Below are 17,116 nucleotides of genomic sequence, written 5' to 3'. Positions count from 1 at the left end.
CTCTAAGTTTTGGCTAAAGCCAAATGAAGTTTTTCTTTTTGCAAACGGGCTAAAGCCCGTTCCTATTGATATTAAACCGGCTTCAAAAATTCTACTTTATGAGAATCATTCAGTCCGCTTTCGTCTCTTAATCTTTAAAATTCTTTGAAGGACGGAATGTTTAAAACCTCATTCTGCACTTCTTCGTTTTCATAATTTGAAAAATGAACAAATGTAACACCGTCTTCTTTCACAAAAACTTTATACTCAAATTTTGCCTGATCCAAAGTTTTAAAGTCATTCAAAAACTTCTGAATATTGCTTTTGTTTTCAGAAACAAATTCAGGTTTTACAGTATAAGTTACGATTACATTAATCATATTTTCATTTTTTTGTCATTGCGAGGAACAGCCTTTTCCGAAAATCCGTTAAGCAATCCCAACCAAACCTAACGGGTTTTCAAAACCCGTTAGGTTTTTATCCTCATTTATTTTATTTTGTCATTGCAAGGAACAAAGCAATTTCATGTTTACGAAGATGCTTCGACAGGCTCAGCATGACATCGCTAATACTATCTTTTCACCACTCACGTCTTTTGCAGCCCGACTTGAACGGAGCTCTTTTGTTTTTTTTGGTTCTCCCTTTAGGGAGTTAGAGGGTAAAAAAACAAAAAGCGGGAGTGGAAGGCGGAAATTGGCGCCCAAATAATCTTAAATCTTAAATTTTAAACCTTAAATCTAGAAAAGATCATTCGCAGTAATACTCTTATCATGCTTCGTATAATCCACCGGTCTTTTTGCGAAGAAATCATCCATTGAATTGGCGAAAACTTCCTCTTCAAACCATTTCATCGGGCTGTACTGTTCTGCAGTAGTATTATAACGTTTTTCCATGTTGATTTTGGTTAAACTTTCGTCAACACGGTATTTCATAAAGTTAATCAAATCCTGTTTAGAGAATTTATCCAGTTCGCCCATTTCAAAGATCCAGTCAAGAATTTCTCCTTCTAACTCGATCGACTGGTCTACCAAAGTATAAATATCTTCAATATCAGAATCAGTTAAAAGATCCGGCTGCTCTTCACGGATTTTGTTGATCAGGTAAATTCCGCCGTTTGCATGAATCTGCTCATCAATCGACGTCCACGCAATAATATTGGAAACATTTTTCATGAAACCTTTAAATCTTGTGAACGATAAAATAATCGCAAACTGCGAGAATAAAGACACATTCTCAATCAGAATACTGAATAGAAGCAGAGATGAAACATACTCTTTCGGAGTTGCAGAGTTGGCATGTTTCAGAACATTAGATAAAAACTGAATTCTCTTTTTCAGGGCAGGAACTTCCACTACATGAAGAAACTCTTCATTGTAACCCAACACCTCAAGCAAACGCGAGTACGCTTCTGAATGACGGAATTCACATTCTGCAAACGTCGCTCCCAAACCGTTCAATTCAGGCTTTGGAAGGTGGTTGTAAAGATTACCCCAAAACGACTTTACCGAAACTTCGATCTGAGCAATCGCCAAAAGTGCATTTTTTACCGCATTTTTTTCGTGTGGCTCCAGCTGCGACTGAAAATCCTGAACATCTGCCGTGAAATCTACTTCCGAGTGTACCCAGAAAGATTTGTTGATCGCTTCTGTAAACTGAAGAACTTCAGGATACTCAAATGGCTTATAGCTTACTCTTTTATCAAAAATTCCCATATCGAATTGTAATGTCTTTAAAATTTAAAAAAAATGATCACCGTGTATAAAACTCAGGAGATGTATAACTTTCTGATTGGTTGATGTTTATATTCACAACTTATCAGCCGTTTTGTTCGCTCATCTCTCGTACCGTGCGAAGCACAAAGTTCGAAAAAAAGAACTGATTTAAAAAGGGGTAAAGACTAATTGGCTGTCTTTTAACCTTAAAAGTTTTCCACAATTACATGAAACACCTTCTGATATTGGTTTAGAGTTACTTAACAGCTATAAACTTAAGTCCTGTAAGAAATTGCATTAAACACTTTTTCATAAATTAATGATTATCAAATATTTAAATCTTAAACAATGATTTTTGTAAAGATTTTATAAAATTTGTAACAAAAAGAAAATATAATCTACTCATTGGAAATAAAAACAGCAATCACTTAATGTTAGTAATTCAGGATCTACATAAATCATACGATACGGGCAAGAGTAAACTGCACGTTCTCAAAGGTATTAACCTAAATATTGAAGAGGGTGAATTTGTCTCCATTATGGGAAGTTCGGGCTCTGGGAAATCTACTTTGTTAAACATTATCGGGATTTTGGACGAAAAAGACAGCGGTATCTACGACCTCGACGGAATTCCCATTGAACACCTGAATGAAGTAAAAGCTGCCGAATACCGCTCTAAATTTCTGGGTTTTGTTTTTCAGTCTTTTAATTTGATTGGCTATAAAACAGCTTTAGATAACGTTGCGCTTCCTTTATACTATCAAAATGTACCGCGAAAAGAGCGTAACCAAAGAGCAATGGAATACCTTGAGAAAGTAGGTTTGGCACAGTGGGCAACCCACCTTCCCAACGAACTTTCGGGTGGACAAAAACAAAGAGTTGCCATTGCAAGAGCATTAATTACCGACCCTAAAGTAGTTTTAGCTGATGAGCCGACAGGAGCATTGGATTCTAAAACCACTCATGATATTATGAAGCTCCTTCAGGATATCAACAACGAAGGAAAAACCATCATTGTGGTAACTCACGAGCCAGACGTTGCTGCACAAACCAAAAGAAACGTCATCCTCCGCGACGGAATTATTGAAAGTGATGAGTTTATAAAGCAGATTGTGCTTTAAAGGTGAGCTGTGAATCGTGAATTTTGCTTCGCAAGTGAATTTTTGATGTGAAATATTTTTAAAAATGAACAGAAATGATGTTTAAAAAGAGAAAAAATGTTTTTAAATCTTAATCACTATAAACTTGACGTTTATAAGTCAGCAAGAGAATTACGATTTGAATGCTACGCAATATTGAAAATACTTCCGATAGAAGAAAAATATAATTTAACGGATCAGATCCGAAGAGCTTCTACGTCAGTCGTTTTAAATATTACCGAAGGTTGCTCAAGAAAATCTGAAAACGAAAGAAAGAGATATTTTGAAATCGCAAGAGGCTCTGTTATAGAGTTAGATTCTTGTTTTGATCTTATTTTAGAATCAGAATATCTTATTTTAGAAGATTTACAAAAAGCAGGTAACAAATTAAAAACGACATTTATTCTTTTAAGTGGAATGTTAAAGTAGTCAATGGTGAGTGGTCAATTTTGCTCCGCATTGAATTTGAAAGAATTTAAATTTATATTAGACTCAAAAAAATAAAATTGACATTGAAAATAATTGACTTGCAAGCAAAAATTCACTGCGAAGCAAATTCACTTTTTTTACAAAGTAAAAAACAAATATATGTTTGATCTAGATCGTTGGCAGGAAATATTCAGTTCTATTCGCAGTAATGTATTGCGGACGGTGCTTTCGGGATTTACGGTAGCTCTGGGACTGTACATTTTTATTGTGCTTTTCGGTATTGGAAATGGTTTGCAAAATGCTTTTCAGGAAGGTTTTACAAGAGATGCACAAAACTTAATTACGATTTTTACAGGTCGTACCAATATTGCATACGGCGGACTTCAGGCGGATAGACAGGTAACGCTCAACAACTCCGATTATGAGGCGCTGATCAACTCTCAGCCGGAAAAAGTGCAGTATTCAACTCCAAGATATTCCACAAATTTTTTAGTGAAATACGGTAAAGAAAGTGGGAGTTATCAGATCTCCGGGGCTAATGATGAGGAGGCTTTTATTGAAAACAGAAAACTGATGAACGGGAGATTTATTTCCAAAAGGGACATAGAAAATGATCACTATGTTGCCGTGATTGGAAGGATGGTACAGCGTGATCTGATTAAAAATGGTGATCCGATAGGAAAAGACTTGGAAATCAACGGCAGTATTTTCAAAGTGATTGGTGTATTTAGTGATGATGGAGGAGACTGGGATGAGCGGATGATCAGTGTGCCGATTTCTACACTTCAGCAGGTTAAAAAAGGATCTGATACGATAAGCACTGTATTTATAGCTTATGACGAAAAAATGCAGCCCGATCAGGCAATTAAATACGGGAAAGAACTTGAGAAAGAACTGAGAGCCAGAAAGAAAGTGTCTCCTGATGATCAGAATGCAGTAGGAGTAAATAACCGCGCAGAAGGATTGCAGGATTCTTTTACTTTTCTGTTTGTTATAACGATTATTGTAGGATTTATCGGAATGGGTACACTGCTCGCCGGAATTATTGGGATCAGTAATATCATGGTGTACATCGTAAAAGAGCGTACTAAGGAAATAGGAGTAAGAAAAGCTATTGGAGCCAAGCCCCGAAGTATTGTTGCGCTGATTATGCAGGAAAGTATCGTCATTACCGTAATTTCCGGTTTTGTCGGGGTGGGAATAGGAGTTTTGACTTTAGAATTAATAGGAGACAGCTTAGAAAAATATTTTATTAAAGATCCGAGTGTAGGATGGGGATTGATCTTGGCAGCATTCATCAGTCTTGTTATTTCAGGATTGATTGCAGGATTTATTCCGGCATACAGAGCTTCAAGAATTAGACCTATCGAAGCTTTGAGAACAGAATAGCGAAAAGTGAATGGTTAATTATAAATTTTTTCAATTTGAATTTCATAATTAATATTAAAATTCAGAAAAAGGATAAAAATAATTGACTTGCAAAGCAAAATTCACAGCGAAGCAAATTCACTTTTATAAAGGAAAAAACTGACATTTTAAAAATGAACATTTTATTTAAAAAAGATACCTGGCAGGAAATTTATTATTCACTGAAGAATAATAAACTCCGTACGTTTCTTACCATGATTGGGGTAGGTTGGGGAATGTTTCTATTTGTAAGTCTTCTCGGAGCTGCAAAAGGAATGGAGAATGGTTTTGACAAACTGTTTTCCGGTCTTGCTACAAACTCAATCTTTATGTGGGCACAGACTACATCTATTCCGTATAATGGTTTTCCAAAAGGTAGAGAAGTAAGTCTTCATTTACCTGATATGGAATTATTGCAGAGAAGAATTCCTCAGATCGATTATATCTCGCCTCAGAACTCTAGAGGAAGCTTTGGAAATGCCGGTGAGCAGATGAGCAGAAACGGAAAAACTGCGGTATATACCCTTACAGGAGATTATCCTGTTGGAAATAAAATTTCTGAGAAAAAGCTGATTTTTGGGCGATATCTGAATGATGCAGACGTCACTTCAAATAAAAGTGTCGTAGTCATCGGAGAAGCAATTTATAAAAACTTTTTTGATGCTAAGAAAAATGAAAATCCAATTGGGAAATCGATCAATATTAAAGGATTATTTTTTAATGTCATCGGTGTGTATAAGGTTGCGCAGGCAGGTGGCCCCAACAATAATGATACGACGGCATTTATACCACTGTCAACCTTTACCAAGATGTTTAATGACGGTGATAAAGTAGATTTCTTTGCAGTGGTAAGTAAGCCCGATGCCGATCTCGCTGTTGTGGAAGATCTCGCCAAAGCAGAACTTAAAAAGAAAAACAATGTCTCTCCCGAAGATACCAACGCATTCGGAACCTTTAATTTAGGTAAAATGTTTGAAAAAGTAACCGGATTTTTAACGGGAATGCAGCTTCTGACCATTATTGTGGGGACGCTGACTATTATTGCCGGAGTTATTGCCATTTCAAATATACTTCTCATCACGGTAACAGAACGAACTAAAGAAATAGGAATCAGACGAGCATTGGGAGCAAAACCATCAGAAGTGCGAAATCAGATTTTGTTGGAAAGTGTAGTAATTACGCTGGCATCAGGATTACTTGGGTTTATATTCGGAATTATGCTGTTGATGATCATTGATATTTTAACCAAAAATCAGGACAAATTTCCATTTTATAATCCGACAGTCAATTACTCTGAAGTTTTTGCAGCGATGGGAATCATGATTTTATTGGGATTAATTATCGGGATGATTCCTGCTCAGCGCGCAGTAAAGATTAGACCTATTGAAGCTTTAAGAAGCGAGTGATTTAAAAATCAATTTATTTTTACCTCACACTCTTAATTATAATTTAAAAAAAATAAACTATTATATGAAAAAGAAGTTCACCTGGAAGAAAGCCATTTACATTGTTTTAGGACTCATATTTGCGATCGCATTGATCTCTGGGATCAGTTATCTTGTAAAATCAAATTCTACAGAAAGTGAAGCTTTCCTGACCAGAAAACCGACGGTTCAGAATATGGACGATAAAGTGATGGCTACCGGAAAAATTGTTCCAAAGGAAGAAATCGAGATTAAGCCCAATATTGCAGGAATTATTGATAAAATTTTGGTTGATGAAGGTGACCGAGTAGAAGCAGGACAATTGATTGCGACGGTAAGAATTATACCAAACATTGCGGAAGTAAATAATGCAACACAAAATGTTCAGAATTCACAGCTGCAAATAAGCAATGCAAAAATGAATGTTTCCAATGCGCAGACTCAATTTGCAATGTCAGAAAAACTGTACAAACAAGGTGTAATTTCTAAGCAGGAATATTTGACGGCTCAACAGCAATTATATACACAGCAGCAAACATTGAAAAATGCCAATCAGCAATTGGTAACTGCACAAAAATCTTTACAGATCGTGAAAACCGGTGCTATTCCTGAATTGCAGGGTTTGGCAACAACACAAATTCGTTCAAAAGCTGCAGGAACAGTTCTTGAAGTTCCCGTAAAAGTGGGAAGTCAGGTAATTGAAGCGAATTCATTCAACGCCGGAACAACTATTTGTTCAATTGCAGATTTGAATTCATTAATTTTCCAGGGTGAAATTGATGAAGCTCAAGCCGGAAAACTGAAGCAGGGAATGGACATGAAAATAGTTATCGGAGCTTTACAGAATAAATCTTTTCCCGGTACATTGACAATGATTGCTCCAAAAGGAAAAGATACCAATGGAACAATTAAATTCCCGGTTGAGGGTGATGTGAAAAATCCAAATAACGAATACATCAGAGCCGGATTTTCAGCAAATGGAGAAATTGTAATGAGCTCTCAGAAAAATGCATTGCTTTTGGATGAATCTTTAGTGCAGTACGAAAAGAAAAACGGTAAGGATGTTCCTTTTGTTGAGGTGAAACAAAAAGACGGAAAATTCAAGAAAACGTATGTAAAATTGGGCGCAAGCGACGGAATTAACGTTCAGATTCTTTCAGGAATAGATAATAACGCAGATGTTAAAGTTTGGAATCCTTCAGATAAAGACAAAGAAGAGTTGAAAGAAAAAGCGAAGAAATAAATTTAGAAAGAATTTAATTTAAATTCAGCGAAATGATATGAAGAAGATATTGTCTTTTTTGATGCTCAGTCTGATGGCTACTTTGTGTTTTGCTCAGTCAAATAACTACAAAACTGCATTCGACGTTTTTCAGAATGATTTTAATTCCGGGAAATACGAAAACATTTTTAATAGTTTCTCCCCCGAAATGCAAAAAGCATTGCCTCTTGAAGATACAAAACAGTTTTTATCAGGATTAAAACAGCAGGTTGGTGCCATTGAAAGTAAAGAATTTGTCAATAATCAGCAAACGTATGCTAATTACAAAACCAAATTTGAGAGAGCTGTTTTGTCGGTGAATATTTCTTTAGATGACAAAAATAAAATCAACGGATTTTTTGTAAAACCTTTTGAAGAGCCAAAAGCAAATAAAGCTGATACAAATAGCACAACGATAAATGCATTAAAAAACTTTCCTGAAAAAATTAGTGAAAATATATTCCTAAAGGTTAAAGATTTCCCGAATAATACTCAGATTTCGATAGCTTTTATTGAAAATGGAAAAACCAGTTTTTATGGAATTATCAAACGAAATGATTCTGTAAAAAGCGTTTCAAATCAAAATAAAGTTTTTGAAATAGGTTCTCTTACGAAAGCTTTTACTGCAACGGTTTTGGCTTCATTGGTCGAGGATAAAAAGATTAATTTAAACGATAATATTAATTCTTATTATGCTTTTACATTGAAAGATAATATAAAACTCAAATTTGAAAGTTTAGCCAATCATACTTCCGGTTTGCCGCGCTTACCAGATAATTTGAATACATCAAACGAAGAAAATCCGTACAAAAATTACAGTAAAAGTGATATTGAGAGCTATCTTAAAAACAATTTGAAATTAGAAAATAATCCTCAAAAATATGAATATTCTAATTTGGGTGCAGGTTTATTGGGTTACACATTGGGTCTGAGTCAGAAAACGACATTTCAGAAATTACTTCAGAAAAGAATCTTCGATCAGTATAAAATGAAAAATTCTTATACGAGTTCACAAAACCTGAGAGATCAATTGGTTTCCGGACTCAACACAGATGGAAAAGAAGTTCCTAATTGGGATTTTGATGCTTTATTTGGCGGCGGCGGAATTTTATCGACCACGGAAGACTTGTCAAAATTTGTACAGGCTCAGTTCAATCCTAAAAACGTAGTATTGGCATTAACAAGAAAACCAAGTTTTACGATTAATGAAAAGATGAAAATCGGGTTGGGATGGCATATTTTAAAAAGCAAAAATAACGAAGAGTTTTTGTGGCATAACGGTGGAACCGGAGGGTATTCTTCATCCTTAGCTTTTAATACTGAAAATAAAAATGCAGTTATTATTTTATCAAATGTTTCGGCTTTCAATCCCAAAATGGGAAATATTGATCAGCTTTGTTTTGAACTGATGAATGTCGCTGAAGGAAAATAATGTTTAGAAGTTGTTTGAAAACATAAAAAGAGTCCGTACACTTTACCAATGTCAGGACTCTTTTATTTTGTGTAATGATGAACAGTAAATATTAACTCAAAAACTTAATTTCTTTGTCTTTAAACTTATTCTTTACTACCAATTTGTTCATTGTTTTCAACATATGACGTCGAAGTTTGGCTAAAGATCTTACATTTTTATCTTCGCTGTAATCAAAAATATTATCCTTGAAGCTAAATGTGTCACCGTCTTTGAATGTGATATTGTTTTTCTTCAATTCACGCTGTATCATAAGATTGGTCATACTTTTAAGGATTAAATATTCAGATTCACCAAGAGATTTTAAAGATTTTAGCAATTGTTTTTTGTATTTTTTCTTTCCCATAACTCTGACTGTTTTTTCCTTTAATAAGATTTATTCAAATATATATTTTTATTAATATAGTTTTTAAAATTATTCAAAATTTATTCCTCAAACTCCATCGTAACTAATCTTAACGAATTTTATGAAAACAGCGTCTCTACATTGAACGAACTGAAAATCTGAAATATTACTGAGGAAACAAGGGATGATTTATCAATTGTAAATTAATGACTTGATTGATAACCAATAATTCTCTAAAATTCCGTAATTTTGGCATTCAAAATCTAAAAATCTAAAAGTAAATGGACATTATTTTTGACCTTATCGAAAAAGAAAGAGAAAGACAATCCCACGGATTAGAACTTATTGCTTCAGAAAACTTTGTTTCTGAAAACGTGATGAAAGCGATGGGAAGTGTGTTGACAAACAAATATGCAGAAGGATATCCCGGAAAAAGATATTACGGAGGTTGTGAAGTAGTAGATGAGGTTGAAACATTGGCAATCGAAAGAGCAAAGCAGCTTTTTGGTGTTGATTATGTAAACGTTCAGCCACATTCCGGTTCTCAGGCGAATGCGGCAATTTATCTGGCAGTTTTAAAACCCGGAGATAAAATCATGGGGATGGATTTGTCAATGGGAGGTCACCTTACCCACGGTTCTGCAGTGAATTTTTCCGGAATTCAGTACGATGTTGTTTCTTACGGTGTTCAGCAGGAAACCGGTCTTATTGATTATGACCAAATGAGAGAGGTGGCATTGAGAGAAAAACCAAAAATGCTAATTGCAGGTTTCTCGGCATACTCAAGAGATTTAGATTACGCAAAATTCAGGGAGGTTGCAGACGAAATTGGTGCTACACTTTGGGCAGATATTGCACACCCGGCAGGTTTGGTGGCAAAAGGTCTTTTAAATAATCCATTCGAACATTGCCACGTTGTAACAACGACGACTCACAAGACGTTAAGAGGTCCAAGAGGTGGAATGATCATGATGGGTAAAGATTTTGAAAATACTTATGGTCACAAAACTCCAAAAGGAGAAATCAAGCAGATGAGTCAGGTTCTTGACGGAGCTGTATTCCCAGGAATTCAGGGAGGTCCATTGGAGCACGTTATTGCAGGTAAAGCGGTAGCTTTTGCTGAGGCAATTGATGATCAGTTTTTAACGTATGCTAAGCAAGTACAGGCAAATGCTCAGGCTTTATCAAAGGCCATGATCAGCAACGGATTTGATATTGTAAGCGGCGGAACAGACAATCACCTGATGTTGGTTGATCTTAGAAACAAAGGCGTAAACGGAAAAGAAACCGAGAAAGCTTTAGTAAAAGCAGATATTACCTGTAACAAGAATATGGTTCCTTTTGATGATAAATCTCCATTTACAACTTCAGGTATCAGATTCGGAACTGCTGCAATTACCACAAGAGGATTAAAAGAAAACGATATGGAAACCATCGCAGGATTGGTTTCTGAGGTAGTTGATAATATCAAAAATGAAGAGGTTATTTCTTCTGTGAAAAAGAAAGTAAATGAATTAATGGAAGGTAAAGCCTTATTCAATTATTAATATTTTTCTGGCAATTGGCACCTAGCTAATGGCTTTAAGTAAAGAAAATAGAAATATATATAGAGGTGCAAAATTATTTTGTGCCTCTTTTTAATAAGTATTAATTTCGTCATCAATCATCAATCATCAATCATCAATCATAAAGAATGCAGCCGGAAAAAAAACTTTTTACTTTTGAAGAAACGAAACAGAAATTGGTTAACTACTGTGTTTACCAAGACCGTTGCCATGCAGAGGTGGAGCAGAAGATGAGAGAGTTTGTCTTAATTCCTGAGGCAAAGGAGGAGATTCTTCTGTATTTGATGAAAGAAAATTATCTGAATGAGGAGCGTTTCACCAGAAGTTATATTCGAGGGAAATTTAATATTAAACATTGGGGTAAAACCAAAATCAAGATACATCTTAAGCAGAAAGGTATTACAGAAAAGTTAATCAACCGCTGTTATGACGAAATTCACGAGGATGATTACCTGAAAACTGTCAAAAGATTATACGAAAATTATGAATCTAAACTGAAAGGATTGAAAGACTATCAGAAAAGATCAAAGACCATTACCTATCTTAGGAGTAGGGGGTTTGAATATGAGGTGATCCTACAGGTAATAGAGAGTTAACATTTTTATAACTGTTAATCTGTGGCAAAAGTTTTAGTTTTGTACAGGAAAATAAAATGTGAATTAGTGTCCTAAAATAACTTTCATTATCATCGTTTCGTTCAGAGTTTTAATTAATCAAGTAAGTTTGTTTTTCAAGAAAATCAAGATATTTAAAATCAAAATTGTTGAAGTAATTAGCATACTAAACATTTTATCATAATTGAGGGAAAATGATTAAACATCAGTGACTTAAATTTTTTTTTTAAAATATCTTAGACGATTGTGGAATTCCTATTTAATTTTATTGGATAAAAACGTATATTTGCAGGCTGTATAATGATAATCAGCTAAAGATATTGTGAGGGTAACGTAGTATTAATTTATATTCACAGTGTCCAGAATAATGCAATATATGTATTTAGTCATTTTTTATCAAAATAATATGATTATCTTTGCCCAATATAATAAAACACTCAATGCTGAATGAAAAAGCTGAATGACGCTTTTACTGCGCTGTACAATGGCGATAATATTTTGAAACTCACGGAGCTACGATACATACCGCGATGGTTGGTCATTCTTATTGATGTCTTTATTATTCTTTTTTCAATATTACTGTCTTATCTTCTACTTTCAAAACTTCACGTAAGAGTTAATTTTCCTGAATATCTTACGGAAAAAAGAATTTTATTGATTGCGATCAATATTGTTTTTATGTTTATATTCAAAACATACGCTGGAGTTATCAGGCATTCTACTTTTTTTGATTTCTTCAAGATACTTCTGTCCTCTGGTAGTACATTGGTGTCTTTACTTTTATTGAATTATGGGACCGAGTTTTGGTTAGGCAAGTCCTTATATCTTTATCCTAATCTATTTCTGTATTTTTTTATATCAGTTTCCATTATGTTTTTTTTCAGAATGGTTACCAAGCAGTTTTTTAATATTTTAATTGATATTAAAGGCTCTGCCTCTAAAATTAGAATTGCAGTAGTAGGGGTCAGTGATGCTTCTGTTTCTTTAGCGAGAGCAATTCTGCATAATCCAAATTACCCTTATCGTCTGGAAGGTTTTCTTACAAAACGTTCAGATTCTCATAAAGCATTACTACTCGGACAAAAAATTTACAATAGTGACCGTTTCTTCAAAAATACCGAACTGGTCGGAAGGTTTGATGCTGTTTTGATCATTAAAGAGATTATGACCAAGCATGAACTTGAAGAGTGGATGACTTTAGCGTTAGATCATGGATTAAAGGTTCTGAAAGCGCCTACCTTGAGTAAAATGCGTGATTCTGACCTGGTGGGAGGGATTCGTCAGCTACAGATTGAAGATTTACTGAACCGAAGACCTATTAAAATAGAAAATAAAGACGTTATCGTCAGACATGCAGAAAAAACCGTTTTGGTTACTGGAGGTGCTGGCTCAATAGGAAGTGAAATTGTACGTCAGGTAGCGCAATTTAATCCTTCTCTGATCGTTGTTTTGGATCAGGCAGAATCGCCTCTGTATGAATTGGAACTGGAGTTATTAGAAAAGTTTCCGGAGCAGAATTTTAAATTTGTTTTGGCAGATATTTCCAATAGCTACAGACTCGAAAAAATATTCGAGATTTATCAGTTTTCAATGGTGTATCATGCTGCAGCCTACAAACATGTTCCCTTAATTGAAGAAAATCCGCATGAAGCGATTTTTGTTAATGTATTGGGAACAAAGAATGTGGCTTTGCTTTCTAAAAAGTATAAGGTCAACCGTTTTGTGATGGTTTCTACTGATAAAGCAGTGAATCCTACCAATGTAATGGGAGCTTCGAAAAGAACCGCCGAATTATTCGTACAGTCATTGCAAAATTCTGAAGGCAACGTGACTAAGTTTATAACCACACGTTTTGGAAATGTATTAGGGTCTAATGGCTCGGTTATTCCTCATTTCAAAAAACAAATCGAAAAAGGGGGCCCGATTACGATCACCCATCCAGATATCATCAGATATTTCATGACTATACCCGAAGCTTGTGAATTAGTACTGCAGGCTGGAACGATGGGAGCTGGAGGTGAGATCTATGTTTTTGATATGGGAGATCCTGTGAAGATTTTAGATTTAGCCAAAAGAATGATTAAATTGTCTGGTTTTACGCCGGATGTCGATATTAAAATTAAGTTTATCGGATTGCGTCCTGGTGAAAAATTATATGAGGAATTGTTAAGCAATGATGCTACTACAGTTCCTACTCACCATGAAAAAATTATGATTTCGAAAGATCCTACCGTTAATTTTGAAGAAATTGAAGTTTTATTCCGACAGATTATTAAGTCAGCGGTGAAGCGTGATAAAGTACAGGTGGTGACTTTGCTGAAAAAAATTGTTCCTGAATTTATCAGCAACAATTCTGAGTATGAAAGCCTGGATAAAAAACAATTGAATGGCGTCGAAAATTTAACTTTAGAAAAAGAAAATAATATATAAGCTGATTTTTTAAAATTAAATTTTTAAAAAAAAGAATATAAAAGAAACAAATTTTGTTTAGCGAATAATAGTCCTATTTTTGTGAAAAATTTATAAAGAATGAATATTAAAAAATACTATATATACGGAGCTCTAAGCTTTACGATGCTTTCGTGTGCATCTAGACAAGAGATGACTTATCTGAAAGATATTGAGAATTTATCTTTAGATAATTCTGTGAAAAATAGTAGAAGCACACTACAGCCTGGAGATCAGTTAGTAATCACAGTATCAGCAAAAGATTTAGATGTTGTAAAACCCTTTAATCAAAATTATTCTTCGACTGCTACGGTCGCACAGTATTCTGTTCCAAGTGGTAATTCTCAGTTACAACCTATTCCTACATCTGGACCAACATACGTGGTAGATACCAATGGAAATATTGACTTTCCACAAATTGGTATGATTAATACAAAAGACGAGAATATTGAGACCTTTAAAATTAAATTGGCAGATTTAATTTCTTCTTATGTAAAGAGCCCTATAGTAGATGTGAAATTGATCAACTTTAAAGTTTCTGTTTTGGGAGAAGTGACAAGACCGGGTACTTATGTAATACCTGACGGAAATGCTACCCTGCTACAAACATTAGGATTAGCAGGTGATTTGACAACATACGGACTGCGTAATAATATTTTAATTGTTAGAAATGTTGATGGAAAATTTACTCAGCAGAGAGTAGATATCACAAGCGCACAATTTATCAATTCTCCTTATTATTATCTGAAACAAAATGATATGGTATACGTGCAGCCAAATACCATTAGGGAACGATCATCTAGAGTGGATCCAAATACAGGTCTATATATTTCTGTTGCATCAGTGGTTGCTTCACTAGTCTTCAGTGTTATAGCATTAACTAAAAACTAAATTTAATAGACATAATCTTTTTTCATAGTGGATTATAATCAAAAACAAGATGAGGCTTTGGAACAGAGTTTCAATGTAAGAGAAATACTAAAACCTTACCAGCACAGATGGTATTGGTTTATTGTGGGGATCATTGTAGCTTTAGTTGCAGCGTGGTTTTTCCTTCGTTATACGAGTTCTGTTTACAATACAGAATCTACTTTATTAATTAAAGAAGTGCAAAAGTCGTCGTCAGGAATGCCTGAAATGTCGGTGCTTTCTGAAATTGGTGGTGTTGGAGGTATGGGTACTAATTCTGTAGATAACGAGATCGAAATTTTTAAATCAAAAAAGTTAATGATTTCTGTTGTTAAGGAATTGGGACTTGAAACCACTATATATTCTAATGGAAAATTGAAAGATACGGAGCTCTATAAAGAGAAATCTCCTTTCACTGTTAGAATAATTACTGAAAAGCACAAAGGAATTTATCCTGCTAAAGATGTTTTTGTAACCATTAAGGGTAAACTAATTACATTAGAATCTGAAAGTTTCAAAAATCCGATCATAACTACTTTCAACAAGGCACTGTCTTTACCTTTTGGCGTGGTAATGTTTCAGCAAGATACCAAACTTATTTCTGATAATAATAAATCTATTCGGTATAGATTAGAATTTATGTCGTCAATGAATAGAGCGCGTAGTTTACTATCAGGACTGAAGGTGAGTCTCGTAGAAAAAAATTCAACAGTAGTAAAGTTAAGTCTTAATCATCCTTCTGCTGAGAAAAGTGAAGATATCTTAAACAGACTTGCGGTAAATTATAATCGGGAAGCTATTTTAGATAAAAATTCAGAAGCGCAAAAGACTGCAGCATTCATTGATGAGAGAATCAATCTTATTGGTGATGAACTCGGAAAGGTCGAGTCACAGAAACAAAACTTTAAAGTACAGAATAATATAGCGGACATTGAAACTGAAGCAGGGCTCTCACTAGAAACAGCTTCGAATATACGTCAGCAACAAATTGCTACTGAATCACAGTTAGAATTGATCAATGGTTTAATTGGTAATCTTAACAATAGACAAGGTAGTTATGAAGTTTTACCTCTAAATGTTGGTCTTACCGATTCGGATTCGAATTCAAATATTGCAATGTATAATCAACTTGTATTGGAAAGGGCTAGACTATTGCAGAATGCTACCAACTCGAATCCTTTAGTACAGGATGTGACCAAACAGATTACTAGTATTAGAAGTTCGGTCTTGCAAAGTTTGCAGAAAAGTAGGTCTGCGCTGCAGATTAGTAAAAATAATACTCAATATGAACAAAATAGATTAGCCGGGAGAATTTCTAAGATTCCAGTTCAGGAAAAGATGTTCAGAAGTATAGAAAGACAGCAGAATATTAAAGAACAGCTCTATCTTTTGCTATTACAAAGAAGAGAAGAAGCTGCTATCTCACTAGCTATTGCTGCTCCAAAAGCAAGGGTGGTAGATGACGCATTGACTACTGATATAGTGTCACCAAAAAAACTAATTATTTATTTGGCAGCATTGATTATCGGTCTTTTAATTCCTTTTGCAATTATTTATCTGTTGGAACTTTTTAATAATAAAATAAAATCAAAGCAAGATCTAGAAAAATTAGCTCAGGGGGCGACTGTTATTGGCGAATTGCCGTCGTTGGAAAAAGGTGATCCTGAAATTGTACAGTTAAATGATCTTTCTCCTCTCGCTGAAGCATTTAGAATATTGATTACCAATATCAATTTCATGCTCCCTAAAAATAAAGAGGGACATGTGATTTTCGTAACATCAACGGTAAAGGGAGAAGGTAAAACTTTCACCTCTGTAAATTTGGCATTGACATTAGCTACACCTCGTAAAAAAGTAGTCATTATTGGTTCTGACATTCGTAATCCACAATTACAAAGATATAATGAAAGCAGAAGGGGGTTGGTGGGACTATCAGAATTTATGTATGACGATGAGATGACAGCTTCTGAGATTATACACCCAACATCATTCAATCCTTATTGTGATGTAATTTATTCAGGTGTCATTACTCCAAACCCTACAGAGTTATTGTCTAATGGAAGGTACCAGGAATTAATTGAAAGTTTAAAACCATTATACGATTATATCATTTTAGATACAGCACCACTAATGTTGGTAACTGATTCATTCTTAATTTCAGATGTTGCTGATGCAACTGTTTATGTGACAAGATCCGGTTATACTGAAAAAGAATTGATTGAATTTATCAATAAGCAAATCAAAGATAAGAAAATTAAAAATGTCGGATTGGTACTGAATGATGTTAGTAAGATGAACAGTGGGTATGGGTATGGCTACAAATATGGTTACGGTTATGCAGCGGATCAGAAGAAATCCTTTTTGCAAAAAGTTTTTAGAAAATAATAGTGTAACTAAATTTCATTATTGAAA

General features: G+C 34.6%; 14 protein-coding genes. 11 read left to right on the top strand and 3 right to left on the bottom strand.

Going from position 1 to position 17,116, the window contains the following annotated elements; all coding sequences use genetic code 11:
• Positions 1 to 134: 134 nt before the first annotated feature.
• Together OMO38_RS18570 and OMO38_RS18565 are read right to left on the bottom strand one after the other, a co-directional pair.
• Positions 135 to 359, bottom strand: a complete 225-nt coding sequence (locus OMO38_RS18570; protein WP_264751672.1) for a hypothetical protein — start codon at positions 357 to 359, stop codon at positions 135 to 137.
• Between the two features lie 357 nt (positions 360 to 716).
• Entirely contained in the window at positions 717 to 1,691 is a 975-nt protein-coding gene (locus tag OMO38_RS18565; RefSeq protein WP_056077054.1) for a ribonucleotide-diphosphate reductase subunit beta, read from the bottom strand.
• Positions 1,692 to 2,122: 431 nt separating this feature from the next.
• Here OMO38_RS18565 and OMO38_RS18560 point away from each other — a divergent pair, with 431 nt between their 5' ends.
• The 6 genes from OMO38_RS18560 (at position 2,123) to OMO38_RS18535 (ending at position 8,783) form a co-directional block, all read left to right on the top strand.
• A complete protein-coding gene (locus tag OMO38_RS18560) occupies positions 2,123 to 2,812 on the top strand; it encodes an ABC transporter ATP-binding protein (protein ID WP_264751671.1) in 690 nt (229 codons plus the stop codon).
• Positions 2,813 to 2,908: 96 nt separating this feature from the next.
• Positions 2,909 to 3,259 (top strand): four helix bundle protein, encoded by a 351-nt coding sequence (locus OMO38_RS18555; protein ID WP_264751670.1) that lies wholly within the window; start codon positions 2,909 to 2,911, stop codon positions 3,257 to 3,259.
• Positions 3,260 to 3,418: 159 nt separating this feature from the next.
• Complete coding sequence (locus OMO38_RS18550; protein WP_264751669.1) at positions 3,419 to 4,648, top strand: ABC transporter permease; 1,230 nt, start codon at positions 3,419 to 3,421, stop codon at positions 4,646 to 4,648.
• A 152-nt stretch (positions 4,649 to 4,800) separates the two neighbouring features.
• Entirely contained in the window at positions 4,801 to 6,072 is a 1,272-nt protein-coding gene (locus OMO38_RS18545) for an ABC transporter permease (RefSeq protein WP_264751668.1), read from the top strand.
• Between the two features lie 64 nt (positions 6,073 to 6,136).
• Positions 6,137 to 7,333, top strand: a complete 1,197-nt coding sequence (locus tag OMO38_RS18540; RefSeq protein ID WP_264751667.1) for an efflux RND transporter periplasmic adaptor subunit — start codon at positions 6,137 to 6,139, stop codon at positions 7,331 to 7,333.
• A gap of 37 nt (positions 7,334 to 7,370) precedes the next feature.
• Positions 7,371 to 8,783, top strand: a complete 1,413-nt coding sequence (locus OMO38_RS18535; RefSeq protein WP_264751666.1) for a beta-lactamase family protein — start codon at positions 7,371 to 7,373, stop codon at positions 8,781 to 8,783.
• A 91-nt stretch (positions 8,784 to 8,874) separates the two neighbouring features.
• Here OMO38_RS18535 and OMO38_RS18530 read toward each other — a convergent pair whose 3' ends face one another.
• Positions 8,875 to 9,168 carry a hypothetical protein gene (locus tag OMO38_RS18530; protein ID WP_264751665.1) on the bottom strand — a complete coding sequence of 98 codons (294 nt, stop codon included), beginning with the start codon at positions 9,166 to 9,168 and terminating at the stop codon, positions 8,875 to 8,877.
• A 281-nt stretch (positions 9,169 to 9,449) separates the two neighbouring features.
• Between OMO38_RS18530 and glyA the strand changes: the two genes are divergently transcribed.
• From glyA to OMO38_RS18505, 5 genes are all read left to right on the top strand, one after another.
• Entirely contained in the window at positions 9,450 to 10,715 is a 1,266-nt protein-coding gene (glyA, locus tag OMO38_RS18525) for a serine hydroxymethyltransferase (protein WP_264751664.1), read from the top strand.
• Positions 10,716 to 10,861: 146 nt separating this feature from the next.
• Complete coding sequence (locus OMO38_RS18520; protein WP_264751663.1) at positions 10,862 to 11,329, top strand: regulatory protein RecX; 468 nt, start codon at positions 10,862 to 10,864, stop codon at positions 11,327 to 11,329.
• A 465-nt stretch (positions 11,330 to 11,794) separates the two neighbouring features.
• Positions 11,795 to 13,777 carry a polysaccharide biosynthesis protein gene (locus OMO38_RS18515; RefSeq protein ID WP_264751662.1) on the top strand — a complete coding sequence of 661 codons (1,983 nt, stop codon included), beginning with the start codon at positions 11,795 to 11,797 and terminating at the stop codon, positions 13,775 to 13,777.
• A gap of 144 nt (positions 13,778 to 13,921) precedes the next feature.
• A complete protein-coding gene (locus OMO38_RS18510; RefSeq protein ID WP_264751661.1) occupies positions 13,922 to 14,686 on the top strand; it encodes a polysaccharide biosynthesis/export family protein in 765 nt (254 codons plus the stop codon).
• Positions 14,687 to 14,743: 57 nt separating this feature from the next.
• The gene (locus tag OMO38_RS18505) at positions 14,744 to 17,089 is read left to right on the top strand and encodes a GumC family protein (RefSeq protein ID WP_264751660.1); all 2,346 of its coding nucleotides are present in this window, start codon (positions 14,744 to 14,746) and stop codon (positions 17,087 to 17,089) included.
• Positions 17,090 to 17,116 lie beyond the last annotated feature (27 nt).

It is taken from the genome of Chryseobacterium kimseyorum, assembly GCF_025971945.1.
Lineage (GTDB): Bacteria > Bacteroidota > Bacteroidia > Flavobacteriales > Weeksellaceae > Chryseobacterium > Chryseobacterium kimseyorum.
The sequence above is the reverse complement of the archived record's forward strand: the minus strand, read 5'-3'. Positions and strand labels throughout refer to the sequence as shown.

Coding starts and splice junctions, on each gene's coding strand:
- OMO38_RS18565 (WP_056077054.1), bottom strand. CDS start 1,691: ATGGGAATTTTTGATAAAAGAGTAAGCTATAAGCCATTTGAGTATCCT.
- OMO38_RS18510 (WP_264751661.1), top strand. CDS start 13,922: ATGCTTTCGTGTGCATCTAGACAAGAGATGACTTATCTGAAAGATATT.
- OMO38_RS18540 (WP_264751667.1), top strand. CDS start 6,137: ATGAAAAAGAAGTTCACCTGGAAGAAAGCCATTTACATTGTTTTAGGA.
- OMO38_RS18550 (WP_264751669.1), top strand. CDS start 3,419: ATGTTTGATCTAGATCGTTGGCAGGAAATATTCAGTTCTATTCGCAGT.
- OMO38_RS18535 (WP_264751666.1), top strand. CDS start 7,371: ATGAAGAAGATATTGTCTTTTTTGATGCTCAGTCTGATGGCTACTTTG.
- OMO38_RS18545 (WP_264751668.1), top strand. CDS start 4,801: ATGAACATTTTATTTAAAAAAGATACCTGGCAGGAAATTTATTATTCA.
- OMO38_RS18570 (WP_264751672.1), bottom strand. CDS start 359: ATGATTAATGTAATCGTAACTTATACTGTAAAACCTGAATTTGTTTCT.
- OMO38_RS18530 (WP_264751665.1), bottom strand. CDS start 9,168: ATGGGAAAGAAAAAATACAAAAAACAATTGCTAAAATCTTTAAAATCT.
- glyA (WP_264751664.1), top strand. CDS start 9,450: ATGGACATTATTTTTGACCTTATCGAAAAAGAAAGAGAAAGACAATCC.
- OMO38_RS18555 (WP_264751670.1), top strand. CDS start 2,909: ATGTTTTTAAATCTTAATCACTATAAACTTGACGTTTATAAGTCAGCA.
- OMO38_RS18520 (WP_264751663.1), top strand. CDS start 10,862: ATGCAGCCGGAAAAAAAACTTTTTACTTTTGAAGAAACGAAACAGAAA.
- OMO38_RS18515 (WP_264751662.1), top strand. CDS start 11,795: ATGAAAAAGCTGAATGACGCTTTTACTGCGCTGTACAATGGCGATAAT.
- OMO38_RS18560 (WP_264751671.1), top strand. CDS start 2,123: ATGTTAGTAATTCAGGATCTACATAAATCATACGATACGGGCAAGAGT.